The 22,004-nt window shown below is 72.4% G+C and carries 16 protein-coding genes; 5 read left to right on the top strand and 11 right to left on the bottom strand.

What is annotated here, in order from left to right; translation table 11 throughout:
- Window positions 1-107: 107 nt before the first annotated feature.
- The 9 genes from ABZS66_RS06930 to mraZ all read right to left on the bottom strand — a co-directional run bounded on the left by ABZS66_RS06930 (window position 108) and on the right by mraZ (window position 11,506).
- Complete coding sequence (locus tag ABZS66_RS06930) at window positions 108-1,214, bottom strand: UDP-N-acetylglucosamine--N-acetylmuramyl-(pentapeptide) pyrophosphoryl-undecaprenol N-acetylglucosamine transferase (RefSeq protein ID WP_354755909.1); 1,107 nt, start codon at window positions 1,212-1,214, stop codon at window positions 108-110.
- Window positions 1,214-2,623 carry a putative peptidoglycan glycosyltransferase FtsW gene (locus tag ABZS66_RS06925; RefSeq protein WP_354755908.1) on the bottom strand — a complete coding sequence of 470 codons (1,410 nt, stop codon included), beginning with the start codon at window positions 2,621-2,623 and terminating at the stop codon, window positions 1,214-1,216. Before ABZS66_RS06925 ends, ABZS66_RS06930 begins: the two co-directional genes overlap by 1 nt.
- A 207-nt stretch (window positions 2,624-2,830) precedes the next feature.
- The gene (gene mraY / locus ABZS66_RS06920; protein ID WP_354755906.1) at window positions 2,831-3,952 is read right to left on the bottom strand and encodes a phospho-N-acetylmuramoyl-pentapeptide-transferase; all 1,122 of its coding nucleotides are present in this window, start codon (window positions 3,950-3,952) and stop codon (window positions 2,831-2,833) included.
- Entirely contained in the window at window positions 3,949-5,337 is a 1,389-nt protein-coding gene (gene murF, locus ABZS66_RS06915; RefSeq protein ID WP_354755904.1) for a UDP-N-acetylmuramoyl-tripeptide--D-alanyl-D-alanine ligase, read from the bottom strand. Before murF ends, mraY begins: the two co-directional genes overlap by 4 nt.
- On the bottom strand, window positions 5,334-6,809 hold the full coding sequence (locus ABZS66_RS06910; RefSeq protein ID WP_354755902.1) for a UDP-N-acetylmuramoyl-L-alanyl-D-glutamate--2,6-diaminopimelate ligase: 1,476 nt from the start codon (window positions 6,807-6,809) through the stop codon (window positions 5,334-5,336). The genes murF and ABZS66_RS06910 overlap by 4 nt, the downstream gene beginning before the upstream one ends.
- A 45-nt stretch (window positions 6,810-6,854) precedes the next feature.
- Entirely contained in the window at window positions 6,855-9,080 is a 2,226-nt protein-coding gene (locus ABZS66_RS06905; RefSeq protein WP_354755900.1) for a penicillin-binding transpeptidase domain-containing protein, read from the bottom strand.
- A 225-nt stretch (window positions 9,081-9,305) separates the two neighbouring features.
- Entirely contained in the window at window positions 9,306-9,872 is a 567-nt protein-coding gene (locus tag ABZS66_RS06900; protein WP_354755898.1) for a hypothetical protein, read from the bottom strand.
- Entirely contained in the window at window positions 9,872-10,843 is a 972-nt protein-coding gene (rsmH, locus tag ABZS66_RS06895) for a 16S rRNA (cytosine(1402)-N(4))-methyltransferase RsmH (protein ID WP_354755896.1), read from the bottom strand. Before rsmH ends, ABZS66_RS06900 begins: the two co-directional genes overlap by 1 nt.
- Before the next feature lie 231 nt (window positions 10,844-11,074).
- Complete coding sequence (mraZ, locus tag ABZS66_RS06890; protein ID WP_354755894.1) at window positions 11,075-11,506, bottom strand: division/cell wall cluster transcriptional repressor MraZ; 432 nt, start codon at window positions 11,504-11,506, stop codon at window positions 11,075-11,077.
- Window positions 11,507-12,266: 760 nt separating this feature from the next.
- Here mraZ and ABZS66_RS06885 point away from each other — a divergent pair.
- Entirely contained in the window at window positions 12,267-13,511 is a 1,245-nt protein-coding gene (locus ABZS66_RS06885) for a MurT ligase domain-containing protein (RefSeq protein WP_354755892.1), read from the top strand.
- Window positions 13,501-14,208, top strand: a complete 708-nt coding sequence (locus tag ABZS66_RS06880) for a glutamine amidotransferase (RefSeq protein WP_354755890.1) — start codon at window positions 13,501-13,503, stop codon at window positions 14,206-14,208. Before ABZS66_RS06885 ends, ABZS66_RS06880 begins: the two co-directional genes overlap by 11 nt.
- 68 nt (window positions 14,209-14,276) lie before the next feature.
- Here the strand turns inward: ABZS66_RS06880 and leuS are convergent, their stop codons facing one another.
- Both leuS and ABZS66_RS06870 read right to left on the bottom strand, forming a co-directional pair.
- Window positions 14,277-17,117 (bottom strand): leucine--tRNA ligase, encoded by a 2,841-nt coding sequence (gene leuS / locus ABZS66_RS06875; RefSeq protein ID WP_354755888.1) that lies wholly within the window; start codon window positions 17,115-17,117, stop codon window positions 14,277-14,279.
- Between the two features lie 186 nt (window positions 17,118-17,303).
- Window positions 17,304-18,866, bottom strand: coding sequence for a serine/threonine-protein kinase (locus ABZS66_RS06870; RefSeq protein ID WP_354755886.1), 1,563 nt, complete (start codon window positions 18,864-18,866; stop codon window positions 17,304-17,306).
- A gap of 283 nt (window positions 18,867-19,149) precedes the next feature.
- Between ABZS66_RS06870 and ABZS66_RS06865 the strand changes: the two genes are divergently transcribed.
- The 3 genes from ABZS66_RS06865 to ABZS66_RS06855 all read left to right on the top strand — a co-directional run.
- Window positions 19,150-20,208, top strand: a complete 1,059-nt coding sequence (locus ABZS66_RS06865) for a MoxR family ATPase (RefSeq protein WP_354755885.1) — start codon at window positions 19,150-19,152, stop codon at window positions 20,206-20,208.
- 2 nt (window positions 20,209-20,210) lie between these two features.
- Window positions 20,211-21,509 (top strand): DUF58 domain-containing protein, encoded by a 1,299-nt coding sequence (locus tag ABZS66_RS06860; RefSeq protein ID WP_354755883.1) that lies wholly within the window; start codon window positions 20,211-20,213, stop codon window positions 21,507-21,509.
- The coding region (locus tag ABZS66_RS06855) for a transglutaminaseTgpA domain-containing protein (protein ID WP_354755881.1) at window positions 21,506-22,004 on the top strand (499 nt) is incomplete at its 3' end. The genes ABZS66_RS06860 and ABZS66_RS06855, both read left to right, overlap by 4 nt.

Raw genomic sequence — 22,004 nt, 5'->3', positions numbered from 1 at the left:
CCCCTCCGCTGCGCACCGGACCGGTCATGCGTCCTCCGCTTCGCTCCGGCCGCATGCCTTCATGCTGCGCCCCCGATGACCGGCCCCTCCGCTGCGCACCGGACCGGTCATGCCGCGACCACCTTCATGAGGTACTGCCGCAACGCCTCGTCGCCGTCGCGGCGGCCGTATCCGGCGGCGGCGCGGCTCATCGCGGCGAGCCGGGCGCCGTCGCGCACCAGCGGTACAACTGTCCGGGTGACCCACTCGGGCGACAGGTCGCCGTCCTCGACGATGAGGCCCCCACCGGCCTCGACCACCGGCAGCGCGTTGCGGCGCTGCTCGCCGTTGCCCCAGGGCAGCGGGACGTAGATCGCGGGCATCCCGACGGCCGCGGTCTCGGCGCAGGTCATCGCGCCGCCCCGGCAGAGCGCCAGGTCGCCGGCGGCGTAGCCCAGCTCCATCTCGGAGAGGAACTTGATCTTCACGTAGGGCGCCGGCAGGCCGGTCGGCACCTCGACGTCGTCGTTGCGCGCCCCGATGATGTGCAGCACCTGCACGCCGGACCCGGTGATCTGCCGCGCCGCCCCGGACACCGCCAGGTTGATCGAGCGGGCGCCGGCCGACGCCCCGAACACGAACAGCGTCGGCAGGTTCGGGTCCAGCCCGAAGCGGGCGCGGGCCTCGGCCCGCAGCGCCGCGCGGTCGAGCCGGGCAATGCTCTGCCGCAGCGGTACCCCCACGACCTCCTTGTCGGCGACCGCGGGCATCTGCTGGGCCTGGTGCGGGAAGCCGAGCACGAGGTGGTCGGTGAACCGCATGCCCATCTTGTTGGCCACCCCGACCGGCACGTTGACCTCGTGGATGATCAGCGGCGTCTTGCGCCGCCAGGCGGCCAGGTAGGCCGGGACCGAGACGTAGCCGCCGAAGCCCACGACCGCGTCGGCGTCGACCTCGTCGAGGATCGCGCGGGTCGCCTTGGCGGCCTTGTACATCCGGTCCGGGGTGCGGACCAGGTTCATGTTCACCGAGCGGGGCAGTTGGTAGGCCGGTACGTGGCGCAGGTCGTACCCGCGCTGGGGGATGATCTCCGCCTCCATGCCCCGGGGCGATCCGATGCAGGTGATGCGCAGACCGGGGTCGTGCCTGCGCAGGCAGTCGGCGAAGGCGAGCAGCGGGTAGATGTGCCCGCCGGTGCCTCCGCCGGCCAGCACCACCGAACGCAGCGCTGCCATCAGGTGCTCCTTCCGCGGGACGGCCCCGACAGCGTCGCGGGCCGGCCCGTCGCGCGTGTCGAGGGGGCCTCGCCGTCGCTGTCCTCGCGGGTGCGCGGCAGCGGCGGCAACGGCGCCCAGAGTAGTCGCACCCATTTCCGCGGCGGACGGGCGTGCATGGCTCGGGCGCAGTCCGGCTCGGCCCGGGCGGACGACGTGAGGATCCCGGCCGCGCCGAGCGCCACGACGAGCGCGCTCCCGCCGTCGGAGATGAACGGCAGGGGCAGCCCGGTGATCGGCATGAGCCCCACGACCCCGCCGATGTTGATCAGCGCCTGCCCGACGAACCAGATCGTGATCGCCGCCGCCACCAGCCGGCGGAACGGGTCCTCGACCCGCCGCGCGATGCGCAGCCCGGTGTAGGTCAGCATGCCGAACAGCAGCAGCACCACCATGCACCCGACGACGCCGAGCTCCTCCGCGACGATCGCGAAGATGAAGTCGTTGTGGGCGTTCGGCAGCCGCCCCCACTTGAGGTGGCCCTCGCCGAGTCCCACCCCGAACCACCCGCCGTTGGCGACCGCCCAGAGCCCGCGGAGGTACTGGTAGCGCCCGTTCTCCGCGTCGGGGTCGATGCCCGGATCGAAGAACACCTTGATCCGGTCCAGGCGGTAGTCCTTGCCCGCGGGGAACAGGATGAGCGCCACGATGCCGGCCAGCGCGAGCCCGCCCAGCCAGGCGAACACCGGCAGCCGCGCCCCGGCCGCCCACAGCAGGCCGGTGAACAGCACCAGCATGCAGATCATGGACCCGAGGTCGTTGTACCCCACGAGGATCAGCAGCCCCACGGTCACCGGGAACAACGGCGTGAGCAGCTGCCGCCAGCTCAGGATGCTGCGCCCCTTGCGCACGAGCAGGTCGGCGCCCCAGATCACGAGCGCGAACTTGGCCAGCTCGGCGGGCTGCAGCTGGAGCCCGCCCACGTGCAACCAGAGGTCGTCGACCCAGATCGGCCCGAGGTGGATGGCCTTCACGTCCCCGCCCACGGGCGTGCGGCGCGCGGCCAGCCAGCCCATGAGGTCGACGAACCCCATCAGGACGAAGGCACTGATCATCAGTGGTACCGCCACCGCGCGGAACGTCCGCACCGGCAGCCGCTGGCAGACCCAGAAGGCGATGAGCCCGACGACGGCGGAGAGCACCTGCTTGGCGATGGAGGTGAAGGGGCTGCCCGTGGTCGCGTAGTTGTCGATGCTGGTGACGGAGAAGACCATGACCAGCCCGATGAAGACGAGCAGGCCGACGCTGGACAGCAGCAGGTAGTACGACGCCAGGGGGCGGTCGAGCAGCCCCCGCAGCGTGTCGAGCCACGCGGTGGGCCAGGAGCTCCCGCCGGCCGCCGCCTCCTGCTGCTCCCCCTCACCGCGCATGGGCACCATCATCGCCCGCGCCCCGGGCTCGACCCCCGACCCGGCCCGGCCCCGGCGTGTCGCCGCCGGCGCTCACACCCACCGATACCCGACATACCAGAAAAGTCGCCCAGGAAGCCGGCGCGGCCGCGCCGCTCATGATCCATGGAGGGTTCTGGTCGTCATGACAGCCAGAACGCTCCATGGATCATGGGAGCGGCAGGAGCGTCAGCCGGAGCCGCTCATCACGCGCAGGAAGTCGGCCGCGAACAGGCCCAGCGAGGCGGCCATGCCGAGACCCGCGATGATCCAGAAGCGGACCACGATGTTGACCTCGCTCCAGCCCGCCAGCTCGAAGTGGTGCTGGAGGGGGACCATGCGGAAGATGCGCTTGCCGGTCGTGCGGTACGAGCCGATCTGCATGATCCAGGTGATCACGATGATGAAGAACAGCAGGCCCATGAGCGGCAGCAGCAGGATCGTCTTCGTGGCCACCGCCAGGCCGGCGATGAGCGAGCCCAGCGCCATCGAGCCGGTGTCGCCCATGAAGATGCGGGCGGGCGACGTGTTCCACCACAGGAAGCCGACCAGGGCGCCCACCGCGGCGCCGGCGATGAGGGCCATCTCCAGCGGGTCGCGCACGTCGTAGCAGTAGTTGGCGGTGTACGAGGTGTCGGCGCACCAGTGGCGGTACTGCCAGAAGGCGATCGCCATGTAGCTGCCGATCACCAGGATCGAGGTGCCCGTCGCCAGGCCGTCGAGGCCGTCGGTCAGGTTGACCGCGTTCGACATCGACATGACCACGAAGACGAAGAAGACGACGGCGCCGATCTTCGTGATGTTCAGCCAGTCGACGTCGTGGACCCAGGACAGCTTGGGGCTGGCGACCGTCGTCACGACGGCCCGGCCGGTCTCGTTCGCCGGCACGTAGAGGGCGATCGCGCCGAAGATCGCGCCGATGAGCGCCTGGCCGATGAGCTTGCCGCGCTTGTTGAGGCCGTCGCTGTTGCGCTTGGCGACCTTCAGGTAGTCGTCGAGGAAGCCCAGCAGGCCGGTGAACACGAACAGGCCCAGCAGCACGACGGCGGTGGCGGTCGGGCCGCTCGGGCGCAGCTGCTTGTCCGGCAGGGTGGTCAGGGCGATGTGCCCGCCGGTGTAGGCGACGAGCGTGGCGAAGATGAACACCACGCCGCCCATCGTGGGCGTGCCCTTCTTGCCCAGGTGGGTCTGCGGACCCTCGGAGCGGATGGGCTGGTCCGCCTTGAGGCGGGTGAAGTACCTGATGGCGATCGGCGTGCCGAACAGCGAGATCAGGAACGCCACGAAGGCCGCGACGAAGACGGCCCTCACTTGTCGGACGCCTCAGCACGCAGGGCGTCAGCGACGTCCCAGGTCCGGTACCGCGATCCCTTGACGAGGACCACGTCGCGCGGAAGCAGCGACCCGCGCAGCAGCGCGGCGGCGGCCTCCTGATCGGTCACGAGCACCGAGTCTCCTCCCCAACTCGCCACGGCGGCCGCGCCGTCCAGGATCGGCGCGGCTTGCTCGCTGACGGCCACCAGACGGTCGACGCCGAGTTCCGCGGCGAGGCGACCGACCTCCTCGTGGCCGGCTCGCTCGTACTCGCCGAGCTCCGCCATGAAGCCGAGCACCGCGATCTTGCGCCGATCCCCGGCCACGACGACGAGCGCCCGGAGGGCCGCCGCCATGGACGCCGGATTGGCGTTGTACGAGTCGTCGATGACCGTGACATCGTCGGCACGGTCGAAGACATCCATCCTTCGGGTCGACAAGCCCGCTGGATCTCCGAGGGCGGCGGCGATCTCGCCGGGCGCCACCCCCGCGTGCGTCGCCACGGCGGCGGCGAGGAGCGCGTTGCCGACCTGGTGCCGCCCCGCGGCGGCGAGCCGCACCGGCACCGGCGAGGCGCCGGGAACGTGCAGCGTGAACCCGAACCGCCCGCGGTCGAGCGCCACCACGTCGCTGCCCGAGATGTCCGAACCAGGCGACTCCCCGGCCAGCAGAACGGGCGCCGACGTCCGCGCGGCCATCGCCCGCACCCGGTCGTCGTCGGAGTTCAGCACGGCGAGTCCGGAAGGCGACAGTGCCTCCACGAGCTCCCCCTTGGCGAGCGCGATCCCGTCGACCGACCCGAACTCCGCGATGTGCGCGACACCCACGTTGACGACGACGCTGACGTCGGGGGGCGCGATCTCGCAGAGGTACCGGAGATGTCCGACGCCGCGGGAACCCATCTCCAGGACCAGGAAACGGGTCTCGGCCGACACCTTGAGGGCCGTGTAGGGCGTGCCGAGCTCGTTGTTCTCCGAGCCGGTCGTCGCCACCGTCGGCCCGCGCACGTCGAGCAGCTTCGCGATGAGGTCCTTCGTGCTGGTCTTGCCGGACGAGCCGGTGACCGCCACGACGGTCAGCGACGGCAGCCGCCGCAGCACCTCGCGCGCCAGCAGCCCCAGCGCGTGACGCGAGTCCTCGACCACGATCGTGGGCACGCCGGGGACGGGCCGGCTGCCGAGCACGCCCACCGCGCCGTCCGCGACGGCCTTGGCCGCGAAGTCGTGCGCGTCGACCTTGTCCCCGACGAAGGCGACGAAGAGCCCGCCCGGCTGGATCTTGCGGCTGTCGTACTCCACGGGGCCGTCGACGACGGGCTCCGAGGCACCGTGCAGCGCGCCGCCGACGACGGCGGCGATCTCGCCGAGCGGCATCGGGATCACGCGCCGGCCGCCTTTCGCAGGGCCGCGGCGAGCTCGACCCGGTCGTCGAACGGCAGCACCTCGCCGTTGACCTCCTGGCCCCGCTCGTGCCCCTTGCCGAGCAGCGCCACCACGTCGCCGGGCTTGGCCTCCTCGACCGCGCGGGCGATCGCGGCCCGCCGGCCGTCGACCTCGACCACGTCGGCTTCGCCGTCGGCGGTGCCGGCGAGCACCTCGGCGCGGATGCGCGCCGGGTCCTCGGTGCGCGGGTTGTCGTCGGTGACGATGACGAGGTCGGCGCCGTGCGCGGCGGCGCGGCCCATGAGCGGGCGCTTGGCCCGGTCGCGGTCGCCGCCGGCGCCGACGACGCAGATGACCCGCCCGCCGCGGGCGGCGGCGAGGGTGCGCAGCGCGGTGAGCACCTCGACCATCGCGTCCGGCTTGTGCGCGTAGTCGACCACGCCAAGCACGTCGCCCGGCGCGTCGACCTGCTCCATGCGGCCCGGCGAGCCGGGCGCGGCCGCGACGGCCGCCGCAGCGACGCCCAGGTCGACCCCGACGGCGACGAGCGAGGCGATGGCGAGCAGCGCGTTGGCGACGTTGTGCCGGCCGGGCAGGCGGACGCCGGAGGCCGCCGAGCGGTCGCCGTGGCGGACCGTGAACGTCTGGCCGTAGCCGTCGACGGCGATGTCCTCGGCGCGGAAGTCGGCGGCCGGGTCGCCCGCCGCCGAGTACGTCCACGAGGCCGGCTTGCGCAGCCGCATGACGTTGGCGTCGTCGATGTTGAGGATCTCGGTCGCGGCGCGGCCGTCGAACAGCCGGGCCTTCGCCGCGAAGTAGGCGTCGACGTCGGGGTGGAAGTCCAGATGGTCGAGGCCGAAGTTGGTGTAGCCGGCGGTCGCGAACCGCACCCCGCCGACCCGGCCGAGCTCCAGCGCGTGGCTGGAGACCTCCATGACGACCGACTGCACGCCGTGCTCCAGCGCGGCGGCGAACAGCGCGTGCAGGTCGGTCGCCTCCGGCGTGGTGCGGGCGCTCTCGACGACGAGGTCACCGAGCCGGGTCTCGACCGTGCCGATGAGCCCGGTGACGTGACCGGCGGCGCGCAGGCCGGCCTCGATGAGGTAGGCGGTCGAGGTCTTGCCCGCGGTGCCGGTGATGCCGAGGACGGTCAGCCGGCGGCTGGGTTCGCCGTACACCTTCGCGGCGATCTCGCCGAGCGCCGCCCGCGGGTCGTCGGCCACGATGACCGGGAGGTCGCCGGCGTGCTCCGCTCCGGCGCGGTCGGTGAGCACCGCGACCGCGCCGCGGGCCGCCGCGTCCGCGATGAACTGGGCGCCGTGCACCCGCGCGCCGGGCAGGGCCGCGTAAAGGTCACCCGGGTGAACTGCCGAGCTACTATGCGTCACCCCGGTGACGGCAACGTCGCCCGCGCCCCCCAGCTCGGCGATGAGCACGGGGCGGACACTCCTCGGACGGGGATAGCCGGGCACGGGGTCAGACCCTACCCGCCCCACTGCGGGGCGCCAGACCCGGTGTCACGGGTAGATCGTCAGCGTCGGGGCCGTCGTGCCGGTGGGCACGACACCGAAGTTGCTGAGCGTGAGCGCCATCATCTCCTTGAACGCGGGCGCGGCCACGGAGCCGCCGGCGCCCTTCGGCACGTGGGCCGTGACGGCCACGACGTACCGCGGCGCCTCGGCCGGGGCCATGCCGATGAACGTCACCACGTCGCCCGGCGCGTAGCCGCCCTTGTCGGGGACCTGCGAGGTGCCGGTCTTGCCGGCGATGCGGTACCCCGGGATCGACGCCTGCCGGCCGGTGGCCTCGTCGAGCGTCGTCACGCCCTCCAGCATGGTCCGCAGCTCCTGGGCGTGCTGCGGGTCGAGCACCCGGCGGGTCTGCTGGGCCGCGGGCCTCGTCGCCTTGCCGTCGGGCGCGATGATCTTGCGGACGAGCGTCGGCTGCACCCACAGCCCGTCGTTGGCGATCGTGGCGTAGACCGCGGCCATCTGCATCGCGGTGGTGGCGACGCCGTTGCCGATCGGGATCGAGCCCGGGCTGGAGCCGGTCCACTTGTCCGGCGGCAGCAGCTGGCCGGCCGACTCGTTCGGCAGGCCGACGCCGGTGCGCGCGCCGAGACCGAACTTCTGCTGGTACTCGTACAGCTTGTCCTTGCCGAGCTGGTCGGCGACGGCGATCGTGCCGACGTTCGACGACAGCGCCAGGATGCCCGGGATGGTCATCCGGGTGCCGTCCTTCTGCGGCGGGTGGTCCTTGTAGACCGTGTCGCCCTTCTTCACGCTCGAGTTGACGGTGACCGTCGACGTGGGCGTGATGATGCCCTCCTGCAGCGCCGCCGCCATGACGATCGCCTTGTGCACCGAGCCCGGGTCGAACACGGTCGCCGTGCACTGGTCCTTGAGCTGCTCCGGCGGCGACTTGCCGGGGTCGCCCGCGGCGAACGACGGATAGCTGGCCATCGCCATGACCTCGCTCGTGCGCGCGTCGAGCACGATGGCGCTGGCGAAGTACGCGCCCAGCGGCTCCATCCGCTCGAACAGCGTGTTCTGCACGGAGTACTGGAGGTCGGCCTCCAGGGTCAGCTCGACCGAGCTGCCGGGCCGGGCCGGGCGCAGCTCGTCGTAGCCCTGCGGCAGCGGCTTGTCGAGGTCGCCCTCGCCGTGCTCGTAGATGTGCAGTCCGTCGACGCCGCGCAGCTGCGCGTCGTACGCCTGTTCGATGCCCAGCTGCCCGGACAGGTCGCTCTTGCGCGTGAAGCCGATGACGTTGGACGCCAGGTCGTAGCCCGGGATCTGGCGCCGCTCGTCGCGGGCGACCCGCAGCGCGCCGATGTTCATGGCGGCGATCCGGTCACCGTCGGCGACGTCGATCTGGTGCGCGAGGTACTCGAAGCGCGCGTTGGTCTTGCCGTCCTCCCGCTTGTGCGGCGTCAGCTTGCGGACCAGCTCGGAGCGGGTCACGCCGTACTTGTCGAGCACGGCGAAGAGCTTGTCGGCGAGGCCCTCCGGGTCCTTGACCACCATCGGGTCGACCGTCACGAAGCGGGTCTCGACGGAGTGCACGAGGATCTTGCCGTTGCGGTCGAGGATCGCGCCGCGCGAGGCGGGCAGGATCTCCTTGATGAGGCGGTCCTCGAGCCCCGCGGCGGCGTATGCGCGCGCGTCGGTGAGCTGGAGCTGGACCAGGCGGACGCCGATCGCGGCGAACATCAGCAGCGCGAGCACGGTGGCCAGGCGCAGCCGGCGGCGCGGCTCGGCGAGCCTGGGCTGCTTCGGGCGCCGGGGCGGCCGCGGGACCTTGACCCGGCTCAGCTTCCGTACCGGCCGCGTGCCGCGGGTGCCGCCGCGCGCCTGGGCCGCCTTGGCCGTCCGGCGCGGAGTCGGCTTCGCCGGCGTCGCGCCGCGCGCGCCGGTGGATCGCCCGGCGGTCCGCCCGGACCGGGCCGCGCCGTTGACCGCGGTGTCGCGCTCGGCGCTCTTGCGCTGGGCGTCACGGGCGGGCGCCTTCTGCGGTGCCGCCGCCGTGCGTTCGGGGGCGGCCTTGGGCTCGGTCGCCCGGGCCGCGGCCGCCCGGCGCTGCGGGTCGGTGCGGCGGGGCTGCTCCCGCGGCTGGTCGGCCCGGCCGCCCTGGAGCACCTCCAGGGCCGGCCGGAACGGGTCGCCGCGGTGCTGGCTGCCGGCCTCGACGGAGGCGTCACGGACGGACCGCCCCCGCGGCGTGTACCGGCGTGCCTCGGACATCGTGCCGCGCGACGGCTCGGCCCCGTCGGCAGTGCCGGCGCGGGGACGGGCGGCCCCGCCGGCACCCCCCGTGCCGGCGCGGCCGCCCGTCCGTTGCCGGCCGGCGTCACTCCCGCGGCCGGTGGCGTCGCGTCGGTCGGCGCCCCCGCGCCGCTCGGTCCCGCCCCGCCGTTCAGGAGTGTCGCCAGCCATCGTCCTGACTTTCCTCGGTGTTCGTCACGGCCCTTACTTGCCGGGACCCGGCATTTCGAGCTTCGTGCCGTCCGGCAGCAGCAGGAAGGCCGGGGTGCGCGACGGCACCAGGCCCAGCTGCTTCGCCCGCGACGCCAGGGTCACCGGCGACTCCTTGTCCGCCAGGTCGCTGCGCAGTCGCTGCTCGTCGCGGTCGAGACCGCTCTGCTTGGTCTTCAGCGCGTCGAGCTTGAAGGCGTTCTCGGCGATCCTCGTGTTGAGGACCAGGATCCCGATGACGCCGGCGAGCACCAGCACCAGCACGAGCGCCACGAACGGCGCCCGCGGCGCGCTGACCGGTGCCGGCGGCGCCACGCGAAGCCGGGGCGGCCCCTGCTGCTTGCCGGGCGTGCTGCCCGGCGTCGTGGTCTCGCGCTGTGGCTGGAGTGCCGTCGCGCCGTCGATCAGGTGGTCCGGCTCGTCGTGCTCAGCACCCGCTTTTACGTCGCGGCCTGCCGGCTCTGGACCCGATCCAGCTCGCTCCGTGGTCCGGCCCCCCGACCGCGGTGCGGCCTGCTGGTTGCCGCGCTGCCGGTTGGCCGGCAGTGTCGTCACGTTCATCACACCTCCCCCAATGTGCCTGTCCTCTTGGGACGGTCCTTGCGTTCCACGGCGCGGAGTCGAACGGACGCCGCCCGCGGGTTGGCCGCGACTTCGGCCGCGTCGGGGAGCTCGGCCCCCCGGGTGAGCGCCCGCAGCGTCGGTTCGCTGCCGGGCGGCTCGAACGGCAGCTCGACCGGCGCGGTCGAGCGGGTCCGCTCGGCGATCGCCTGTTTGACCAGGCGGTCCTCGAGCGAGTGGTACGACAGCACCACCAGGCGCCCGCCCGGCCGCAGCGCGTCGAGCGCCGCCGGGATCGCCCGCTCGAGGACGGCCAGCTCGCCGTTGACCTCGATGCGGAGCGCCTGGAACGTGCGCTTGGCCGGGTGGCCGCCGGTCCGCCGCGCGGGTGCGGGGATGGCCTCGCGGACCAGTTCGGCAAGGCGGGCCGAACCGGTGAGCGGGGCCTTGGCCCGTTCCCGGACAATGAACTGAGCGATACGGGAGGCGAACTTCTCCTCGCCGTACACCCGGAGCACCCGAGCGAGGTCACCGTGGCTGTAGGTGTTGAGCACCTCCGCCGCGGTGATGCCGCGGGTCTGGTCCATGCGCATGTCGAGCGGTGCGTCCTGGGCGTAGGCGAACCCGCGGGCGGCGTCGTCGAGCTGGAGCGACGAGACGCCCAGGTCGAACAGGCCACCGTCGATCTGCTCGCCGGCCAGGACCTCGGGCAGCTCGTCGTAGACGGCGTGCACGAGACGGATCCGGTCGGCGAACGGCGCCAGCCGCTGTCCCGCAAGGCCCAGTGCCTGCGGGTCACGGTCCAGGCCGAGCAGCCGCACCCCCGGATACGCCCGCAGCACGGCCTCGGCGTGACCACCGAGTCCGAGCGTGGCGTCGAGGTACAGCGCGCCCGGCCGGGCCAGCGCTGGGGCCAGCAGCTCGAGACAGCGCTCGAGCAGCACGGGAACATGGATGTCCCGCTCCCCCATCGTCGACCCCCTACCGCGGCGGGTTCGCGGCCCGCCGTCGTGCTGATCTTGCTTCCCCAACCCGCCGGTTTCTCAATCACCCGGTCGTTGGGTGCGGTAGTGCACGAGCGCCGTACCGCCAGCTCTCCATCCGCCCACCCCGCCCTGGCGCCGGGGAAGTGGCGTCAGGACCATGGAGCGGCTGGAGAGCTCGCGGTACGGCGGGCTCGTCTGGGTGTCTGCAGATGGACCTCACAGCCCGCCCGGCAGCACCCCCTCCTCGATGCCGGCGAAGTCCTCTTCGCTGTCGGCGAGGTAGGTGTCCCATGCCTGTTTGTCCCAGATCTCCACCCGGGTGCTCGCACCGATCACGACAAGCTCGCGGTCCAGCCCGGCATACTCGCGGAGATGCTGCGGGATGGTGACCCGACCCTGCCGGTCGGGAACCTCGTCGTGCGCGCTGGCGAAGAACACCCGGCTGTAGGCCCGGGCCGCTTTGTTGGTCATCGGCGTGGCACGAAGCTGTTCGGCGATCCGGGCGAACTCGGTGCCGGGGAACACGTAGAGGCAGCGCTCCTGTCCCTTGGTGATCACGACACCTCCCGCCAGCTCGTCCCGAAACTTGGCCGGCAGGATCAACCGGCCCTTTTCGTCCAGGCGAGGAGTGTGGGTGCCGAGAAACATGCGGCATCCACCCCTTCCCACCGCGAACGGTCCCCCCGGGGCCGGCCGAGCCCCCCGGCTCCGCCATCGCGCTCCACTGTACTCCACTTCCCTCCACCGTCAACGGAAAACCACGGGAGGTGACATCGGTGTGCGTGAAGAATCCCCACGTCAAACGGGGTGGCGCCGGGTGGAGGACGCCGAGGGTGACCGATCGGCCGACGGGTGAATTCGCAGGTGTAGCCGGATTCCAAACCCCCACAAACCGCCCAGGAGGGCGCTTCGCAGGCCCGATCACCGCACCGCCCCAGCCCAGGGTGGAGCAAAGTGGAGGACTCCACGGAGCAAGAAGGCGCGTAGCGCAACGGCACATGGAGGTGCCAAGACCACAGGCGAAGCCAGCACCAGTGCGCCGCGCAGCGGCGCATGGGGGGCGTGGGGTGGGAACCCCCCACGAACCCGCGGGCGAAGCCCGTGGAGCTGGTAACAGTCCGTCACGCAACGGCGCCTGGGGGTGCCGAGACCCCGGGCGAAGCCAAAAGCAGTGCGTCGCGCAGCGGCGCATGGGGGGTGTGGGGTGGGAACCCCCCACGAAACCGCGGGCGAAGCCCGGGGAGCTGGTAACAGTGCGTCGCGCAGCGGCGCATGGGGGGCGTGGGGTGGGAACCCCCCACGAACCCGCGGGCGAAGCCCGGGGAGCTAGGAACAGCCGGAAGCCCGTGGAGCCAGTAACAGCCCCGTCCGGGTAGGGTCAGCGCATCCCGAACACCGTGAGAGCGAGATGACGGACAACAAGCTGCCGATGCGGGCCAAGCTCGCCAGTTCACTATCGCGCGGCGCGGCCGCGCTGTCCCGCGCCACCGGCCGGGGGGACGGTTCGGTCATCGGCGGCCGGATCGGCCTGATGATCGATCCCAACCTGCTCGCCGAGCTCGCGGCGGGGCGCCAGATCGCGCTCATCTCCGGCACCAACGGCAAGACCACCACCACCCGGCTGACCGCGGCCGCGATGGGCGTGCTCGGCGACGTGGCGACCAACAGCCTCGGCGCCAACATGCCGACCGGCCACACGTCGGCGCTGGCCAAGGCCGGCGCCACCCCGTTCGCGGTGCTGGAGGTCGACGAGCACTACCTCAAGCAGGTGCTCGACCAGACCAGGCCGCGGGTCGTCGCGCTGCTCAACCTGAGCCGCGACCAGCTCGACCGGGCCAAGGAGGTCGCCATGATGGCGGCCCTGTGGCGCGACGCGCTGCCCGGCCGCGGCCTGCACATCGTGGCCAACGCCGACGACCCGATGGTCGTGTGGGCGGCCGGCAAGGCCGTCGCCCAGGGCACCCCGGTGACCTGGGTCGCCGCCGGCCAGCGGTTCCACGACGACTCGTGGGTGTGCCCGGAGTGCGGCGCGTCGATCGAGCGCAGCGGCGAGCAGTGGGCGTGCGTCCAGGGCAACCTCACCCGCCCGATCCCCCACTGGGCGATCAGCGGGGACGGCGTCGTCGACAACACCGGGCAGTACCACCACATCGAGCTCCAGCTGCCCGGCCGGGTCAACAAGGCCAACGCGGCGACCGCGCTGGCCGTGGCCGCCCAGTTCGGCGTGCCGACGGCGAAGGCGGTGCCGGAGCTGGCCAAGGTCGCCTCGATCGCCGGGCGCTACGCGACCGTCGAGCGCGACGGGCGCACGATCCGGCTGCTGCTGTCGAAGAACCCGGCCGGCTGGCTGGAGGCCTTCGACATGGCCGAGGACGTGCCGACCCTGCTGTCGATCAACGCGCGGGACCCCGACGGCCTGGACACCTCCTGGCTCTACGACGTGGACTTCTCCCCGCTGCGCGGCCGGCGCGTGCTGGTCACCGGCGACCGGGCGATGGACCTCGCCGTGCGCCTGGAGGTCAACGAGGTGCCGTTCGAGCACGTGAAGTCGTTCGGCCAGGCGCTCTCCCTGGTGCCGCCGGGGCGTCTGGAGGTCATCGCCAACTACACCGCATTCCAGGACATCCGAGCGGAGCTGGACCGTGTCAACTGAGTCCCACCTGCGCCTCATCTGGCTGTACCCGGACCTGCTGTCGACCTACGGCGACCGGGGCAACCTGCTCATCCTGGCCCGCCGCGCCGACCTGCGCGGCCTGCCGGTCGAGTGCGCCGAGGTCCGGGCCGACCAGCCGGTGCCGGCCGACGGCGACGTGTACCTCATCGGCGGCGGCGAGGACGGCCCGCAGGCGCTGGCCGCGCAGCGGCTCCTCACCGACGGCGGCCTGCACCGGGCCGTCGAGCGCGGCGCGACCGTCTTCTCGGTCTGCGCCGGCTACCAGCTGATGGGCCACTCGTTCTTCGCGAAGGGCACGAAGTGCCCCGGCCTGGGCCTGCTCGACATCAACTCCGACCGCGGCGAGACCCGCGCGGTCGGCGAGCTGGCCGGCGAGGTCGACCCGATGCTGGGTGTGCCGACGCTGACCGGCTTCGAGAACCACGGCGGCCGCACCCACCTGGGCCCGGGCGTGCGCCCGCTGGCCCGGGTGACGACCGGCATCGGCAACGACGGCACGTCCGAGGGCGCCTGGAAGGGCCGGATCCTGGGCACGTACTCCCACGGCCCCGCGCTGGCCCGCAACCCCGCGATCGCCGACCTGCTCATCCGCTGGGCCACGGGCCTCCAGCTGGAGCCGATCGACGACCGCTGGCCGACCAAGCTCCGCGAGGAGCGCCTGTCGGCGGTCCGCTGACGCCTCCCCCGCGGACATAGCGCGAAAAAGGGCGGACCCCAAGCGGGGCCCGCCCTTTCGCGTGAGCGTCAGACCACGACCGAGACCATGCGGCCGGCGACGACGATGACCTTCCGGGGCTCCTTGCCCGCCAGGTGCGACTCGACGGCAGCCAGCGCCGCCGCCCGTACCACATCCTCCGCCGCGTCCGCCGCGATCTCGACCTTGCCGCGGACCTTGCCGTTGACCTGGACCGGGTAGGTCACCGACTCGGCGACCAGGAACGCCGGGTCGGCCACCGGGAAGTCGGCGTAGGCGACCGAGGACTCGTTGCCCAGCCGCTGCCACAGCTCCTCGGCCAGGTGCGGGGCGAACGGCGCGATCATCCGCACCAGCGGGTCGGCCACCTCGCGGGAGGTGCCCGCGGCCGAGACCTGGGTGACCCGGTTGGTCAGCTCGATCAGCTTGGCGATCGCCGTGTTGAAGCGCATCTCCTCGATGTCGACCCGCACGCCGTCGGTCACGCGGTGCAGCAGCCGGCGGGTCTCGTCGTCGATCGGGCCGTCGACCACGCGCAGGGCGTCGGTCTGCTCGTCGACGAACAGCCGCCAGACGCGCTGCAGGAAGCGGTGCGCGCCGACGACCGCCCGGGTCTCCCACGGGCGGGAGACGTCCAGCGGGCCCATCGACATCTCGTAGACGCGGAACGTGTCGGCGCCGTACCGCTCGCACATCTCGTCGGGCGTGACGACGTTCTTCAGCGACTTGCCCATCTTGCCGTACTCGCGCACGACCTCGTCGTTGCCGTAGTAGAACTTCCCGGCCTGGCGCTCCTCGACCTTCTCCGCCTCGACGTAGACGCCGCGGGCGTCCTTGTAGGCGTAGGCCTGGATGTACCCCTGGTTGAACAGCCGCCGGAACGGCTCCTCCGAGGACACGTGGCCCAGGTCGAACAGCACCTTGTGCCAGAACCGCGCGTACAGCAGGTGCAGCACCGCGTGCTCGACCCCGCCGACGTACAGGTCGACGCCGCCGACGTCGCCGTCGCGCTGCGGGCCCATCCAGTAGCGCTCGTTGGCCGGGTCGACCAGCTTCGCGCCGTTGCTCGGGTCCAGGTAGCGCAGCTCGTACCACGACGAGCCGGCCCACTGCGGCATCACGTTCGTCTCGCGGGTGTACGTCTTCGGCCCGTCGCCCAGGTCCAGCGTGACCTCGACCCACTCCTTGGCCCGCGACAGCGGCGTCTCCGGCATCGAGCCGGCGTCGTCGACCTCGAACGTGCGCGGCGAGAAGTCCTCGACGTCCGGCAGGGTCACCGGCAGCAGCGCCTCGGGCACCGCGACCGGCAGGCCGGTCTCGTCGTAGACGATCGGGAACGGCTCGCCCCAGTACCGCTGGCGGCTGAACAGCCAGTCGCGCAGCCGGTAGGTGATCGCGCCCTGCCCGTGGCCGTTGGCCTCCAGCCAGTCGATGATCTTCGACTTGGCGTCGGCGATCCCCAGCCCGTCCAGGAAGCCCGAGTTGACCGCGGGCCCCTCGCCGGTGAACGCCTTCCCGTCGAACCCGTCGGAGGGCTGCACGGTACGGATGATCGGCAGGTCGTAGACCTCAGCGAACTCCCAGTCGCGCTCGTCCTGGCCGGGCACCGCCATGATCGCGCCGGTGCCGTAGCCGGCCAGCACGTAGTCGGCGATGAAGATCGGGATCTTGGTGCCGTTGACCGGGTTGGTCGCATACGCGCCGGTGAAGACGCCGGTCTTCTCCTTCGCGTCGGCCTGCCGCTCGACGTCGGTCTTGCCCGCCGCGAAGGCGCGGTAGGCGGCGACCGCCTCGGCGGGCGTGGCCTTGCCGCCGGTCCAGTGGGCGTTGGCGGTGCCGTCGGGCCACGCCGCCGGCACGATGGCGTCCACCAGCTCGTGCTCCGGCGCCAGCACCATGTACGTCGCGCCGAACAGCGTGTCGGGGCGGGTGGTGAAGACCCGGATCGGCTCGCCCACCCCGGTCGGGAAGTCGATGTGCGCGCCGCGCGACCGGCCGATCCAGTTGCGCTGCATGGTCTTGACCTTCTCCGGCCAGTCCAGCCGGTCCAGGTCGTCCAGCAGCCGGTCGCTGTAGGCGGTGATCCGCATCATCCACTGGCGCAGATTGCGCTTGAAGACCGGGAAGTTGCCCCGCTCGCTGCGCCCGTCCGGGGTGACCTCCTCGTTGGCCAGCACGGTGCCCAGGCCGGGGCACCAGTTGACCGGCGCCTCGGAGATGTAGGCCAGGCGGTGGTCGTCAATGGCCTGCCGGCGCTCGACCGGGCTCAGCTCGGCCCACGCACGGCCGTCCGGCGTCGCCCGCGTGCCGCTCGTGAACTCCTCGACCAGCTCGGCGATCGGCCGCGCCCGGCCCTGCCCGGCGTCGAACCACGAGTTGAAGATCTGCAGGAAGATCCACTGGGTCCAGTGGTAGAACTCGGTGTCGGTGGTCGCGACGCTGCGCCGGTCGTCGTAGGCCAGGCCCAGGCGGCGCAGCTGGCCGCGGTACCGCTCGATGTTGGCCTCGGTCGTGGTGCGCGGGTGCGTGCCGGTCTGCACCGCGTACTGCTCGGCCGGCAGGCCGAACGCGTCGAAGCCCATCGGGTGCAGCACGTTGTAGCCGGCCATCCGGAAGTACCGCGTGTAGCAGTCGGTGCCGATGTACCCCAGCGGGTGGCCCACGTGCAGGCCGGACCCCGACGGATAGGGGAACATGTCCATCACATACATCTTCGGTGCGCCGGCACGCGGGTGGCTCGGGTCGCTGAGCGGGCCGGTCGGGTTCGGCGCGTGGAACGTGCCCTGCTCGGACCAGTAGTCCTGCCAGCACGCCTCGATGTCGCCCGCCGTCGCCGCGGTATAGCGGTACGGCGGGATGTCGACCGCTCCGTCGGTCACTGCCTCGCTCATGACTGTCGCCACCTCAGGTCTCGGGATTCCCCACAGCATTCTCCGGGCATGAAAAAACCCCTCACGCAGGAGGGGTCGCCGTGCTGTCGCAGCTGGTGCGTCAGCACGGCTCGCTAAGAAGCCGGACCGCCGGGGTCATAGCAGCGAGTGTACCCCAGGGTGGCCGTGCGTTCCTTCCGGTAATGCTCAGCCGACGATGGCCGGCGCGCCCGACCGGCACGCCACGGTCACCCCGAGACGCACCCCGGCCACGTTCAGCTCGACCCGGGCCTGCTGGCGGGGGCCGCGGTCGACGCTGAGCAGGGTCGAGCCGAGCACCGGCAGGACGTCGAGGATCCGCACGGTACTGCCGACACAGCTGGCGACGACCACACCACCGAGCGTGCCGAGCCGGGCGGTGACCTCCGGCGCCTCGCTCGGCTGCACGATCGGCGCCTGGGTGGCCGGCGGCGCGGTGGTCGCCGGCGGGTTGGCCGGCGGGTTGGTGGTCGGGTCGGCGCCCGGGTTGCCGGGGTTGCCCCCGGTGGGGTCGTCGCCGACGATCGCGTTGCCCGGGCGGTTGTCGCCGCCGGCGCCGGCCTGGCTGATCGGCTCGCCGCCGCCGTCCGCCTCGTCCGACGGGCCCGGTTCGGCGCCCGGCTCGGGACCGGTGGACGGATCGGCGGACGGATCGGCGGACGGATCGGCCGGGACGACCGCGGTCGGCAGGTCGGCGGTCGGGCCCGCCTCGACGAACGGCGTGCCGGCGTCGCGGCTGAGCACGAACGAGGCGACGAGCACGGCCGCGGCGACCGACAGGACCAGGGCCAGCCGCATGCGGCGGCGGTCGTGGAACTCCTCGGCGGCGCCGTCCGGCCCGGGGTCGGCCCAGATGCCGATCGCGCGGGTCGGGGCGTTCCAGTCGGGGTCGGCCACGGCCGCCATCCCGACGGCCGGCTCGGCCGCCAGCCCGCTCAGCAGGGCGGCGGCGTCGGCGGCGAGCGGCCGGTCGCCGGGGTGCTTGGCCAGGCAGGCCGCGACCAGGTCGCGCACCTCGTCGGGCACCCCCGGGAGGTCCGGCAGCGGCTCGGGCTCCCGCTCGACGTGCGCCTCCACCAGCTCCTCGATGGTCGCCGCCGGCCACGGCAGGCGGCCGGTGAGGGCGCGGTGGAGCAGGACGCCGAACGAGTACACGTCGCTGGCCGTCGTCACGTCGTCGTGGAGCAGCCGCTCGGGGGCCAGATAGGCGGGCGTGCCGAGAACCGGCGCGGCGGGGTCGGGATCGCCGGGTTCGCCGGTGAAGCCGGCAATTCCGAAATCGACCAGTTTTACCGATTCCGAGGTAATGACCACATTGGCGGGCTTGACATCCCGATGTACCAGACCCGCGGCATGCGCGGCGGCCAGTCCGGCCGCGATCCGGGCGCCGATCCGCAGGGCCGGCCCGGCCGGCAACGGCCCGCCGGCGAGCCGCTCGGCCAGGGTCGGGCCGTCGAGGAGCTCCATCACGACGAACGGTTCACCGTCCGGCGTCTCTCCGTAGTCATGGACGTTGGTGACATTCGGGTGCGAAAGGCGCGCGGACGCGCGGGCCTCACGCAGAATCCGGCGCCGGCGGTCGTCATCGTCGGCGTACCGCGCGGCGAGGACCTTCACCGCGACCGGTCGCCCGAGAATCTCGTCGAGTGCCCGCCAGACCTCGGCCGATCCGCCCTCGGCGAGCCGGGTAAGAAGGCGGTAGCGGCCGTTCAGAAGCTGCCCGTCATCCACGGCGATCAGTTTGCCGCAATCGACGCTTGCCTACATCTCGAACGCGCCGTTTGTCGGACATTCGCAGGGGTAGTCGGTCGCCGTTGAAAATTGGTCGGACGGCTGGGGGCGGGATGTCCGCAATGACGGAATCCCGTCCGGCGGTCTGTCAATTCCCCCGCTAGCCTGAGGGGATACCAACGGCGTCGGTTGCCCGTGAACGCCGAAATCTCCGGGCAACCGAGCGGTTCACCTATGGGTCTTACACCTGACGGTGGCCACGGCACGACCATGAGGAGGCCAGTTGACCAGGCACCGCACGTTCGAGGAGCTCGGGGCGCCGCTCCCCGCCCCCGAGTTCCGCGCCGCGACCGAGGGGATCGTCGCCAACATCGAGCAGGTCATCGAGGGCAAGACCGCCACCGTGCGGCTGGCGCTCGCCGTCATGCTCGCTGAGGGCCACCTCCTCATCGAGGACGTTCCCGGCGTGGGCAAGACGAAACTCGCGAAGGCGCTGGCCCGCTCGATCGACTGCTCGGTGCGCCGCATCCAGTTCACGCCCGACCTGCTGCCCAGCGACGTCACCGGCGTGAGCGTCTACAACCAGGAGACGCGCGACTTCGAGTTCAAGCCGGGCGCGGTGTTCGCCAACATCGTCGTCGGCGACGAGATCAACCGCGCCTCGCCGAAGACGCAGTCCGCGCTGCTGGAGAGCATGGAGGAGCGCCAGGTCACGGTCGACGGCGCCACCTACCCGCTCCAGGTGCCGTTCATGGTCATCGCCACGCAGAACCCGATCGAGATGGAGGGCACCTACCCGCTGCCCGAGGCGCAGCGCGACCGGTTCACCGCCCGGATCGCGATGGGCTACCCGGACATGGGTGCCGAGCTCGCCATGCTCGACGTGCACGGCCGCCACGACGCCCTCGACGACCTCTCGCCGGTCTCCGACGCGACCATGATCCGCCGGATGATCGCCACCGTCCGTGACGTGCACGTCGCCGACGCGGTAAAGCAATATGCGGTCAACATCGTCACCGCCACCCGCGAGTCGGGCGAGCTGCGCCTCGGCGCCTCCCCGCGCGCGACGCTGCAGCTGCTGCGCACCGCCCGGGCCGTCGCCGCGATCGAGGGCCGCGAGTTCGTGCTGCCCGACGACCTGCAGGCGCTCGCCGTGCCGGTGCTCGCCCACCGCGTCATCCCGACGGCCGAGGCCCAGCTGTCCCGCCGCACGACCGACGCGATCATCGCCGAGCTGGTGCACCGCCTGCCGCTGCCGTCGGACCGGCAGCCGAGGTCGCCCTATGACACGCGGCCGCGCGATGACACGCGGCCGCGCGGCCCGCAGTACGGAGGTCGTTGAGCATGCGGGAAGCGCTGCGGGGGCTCACCACACGGGGCCGTAGCTTCCTGGCCGCCGCCGCAGCGGCCCTCATCGCCTCGTTCATCCTGGGCGAGCGCGATCTCCTGCGCGTCGCGGTGCTGCTCGCGGCGCTGCCGCTGCTGTCGGCGGCGTATGTCGGCCGCACGCGGTACCGGCTGTCCTGCAGCCGCACGCTCGACCCGCACCGCGTCCAGGTCGGCGCGAGTGCCCGGGTGATCCTGCGGCTGCAGAACCTCTCGCGCCTCCCGACCGGCACGATGCTGCTGGAGGACCGCCTGCCCTATGCACTGGGCAGCCGGCCCCGGCTGGTGCTGGAGAAGCTCGGCGCGCACCAGGCCAGCTCGGTCGCCTACACGGTCCGGGCCGACGTCCGCGGCCGCTACGAGGTGGGCCCGCTGGTCGTGCGCCTCACCGACCCGTTCGGGCTGTGCGAGCTGACCCGGGCCTTCCCGTCGGTCGACCGGCTCACCGTCATCCCGCAGGTCGTGCCGCTGCCCTCGGTCCGGCTGGCCGGCGAGTTCGCCGGCTCCGGCGAGAGCCGCGCCCGGTCGGTGGCCGTGCACGGCGAGGACGACGCCGCCACTCGGGAGTACCGCTACGGCGACGACCTGCGCCGCGTCCACTGGCGCTCGACGGCGCGCACCGGCGAGCTCATGGTCCGCCGCGAGGAGCAGCCCTGGGAGAGCCGGGCGACGGTCGTGCTCGACACCCGCTCGACCGCGCACCGCGGCGAGGGGCCGACCGCCAGCTTCGAGTGGGCGGTGTCGGCCGCCGCGAGCATCGCGGTCCACCTGCGCCACGCGGGGTACAAGATGCGCCTGGTGACCGACGCCGGCGTCGACGTCGACGCGACCGAGATCGACGGCGACGGCCCGCTGCTCGACCAGCTCGCCGACGTGCGGCTGGCCCAGCGCGGCGACATCGGCACCCTGATCGAGCGGGTCCGCCGGCGCAGCGACGGCGGCCTGATCATCGGCATCTTCGGCCTGCTGTCGTCGGCCGAGGCCGAGCTGCTGGCCGGGTTCCGGTCGAACAACGCGACCTGCATCGCGCTGTCCATCGACTCCTCCACCTGGCTCAACCTGCCCACCGCCGCCCGCGAGGAGGCCGACCGGGCCCACGGCGTGGCGTCGCTGGCCCTGCTGCGCAGCGGCTGGCGGGTCGTGGAGGTGCCGCACGGGGCGAAGCTGCCCGCGCTGTGGCCACAGACGGGGCGGGGGTCGCAGGGCTTCGCCTGGCGGGCCGCGTCCGCCGAGAGCGTCGCGGGAGGCGTCCGGTGAACCAGCGCAAGCACCTCACGCTCATCGCGGCCGGGTCGGCGTTCCTGTCCGCGCTGCCGCTCATCAACGTCTTCGAGCACCAGACCTGGGCGATCCGCTCGTTCCTCGTCGTCGCCGCGATGTGCGGCGTGGGGCTGCTGGTGCGCAGCCTGCGCGCGCCGGCCTGGGCGCCGACCGCCTCGATGGCGCTGACCGGGCTCTTCGCGCTGACCTGGCTGTTCCGCAGTCACCAGGAGTTCCTCGGCATCATCCCGTCGCCGGGGAGCATCGCGCACTTCGGCGAGCTCCTGAGCACGGCGACCACCGAGATGAGCGAGTTCGCGACACCGGTCGGCGACCGCGAGGGCTTCCTCTTCCTCGCCACGCTGGGCGTCGCCGTGGTCGCGCTGATGGTCGACCTGTTCGCGGTCGTCCTGCGCCGGCCCGCGCTGGCCGGGCTCCCGATGCTCGCGATCTACTCGGTGCCGGTCACGGTCACCACCGAGAGCACCAGCT

Origin of the sequence: Dactylosporangium sp. NPDC005572 (assembly GCF_040605515.1) — a bacterium.
Lineage (GTDB): Bacteria > Actinomycetota > Actinomycetes > Mycobacteriales > Micromonosporaceae > Dactylosporangium.
The sequence above is the reverse complement of the archived record's forward strand: the minus strand, read 5'-3'. Positions and strand labels throughout refer to the sequence as shown.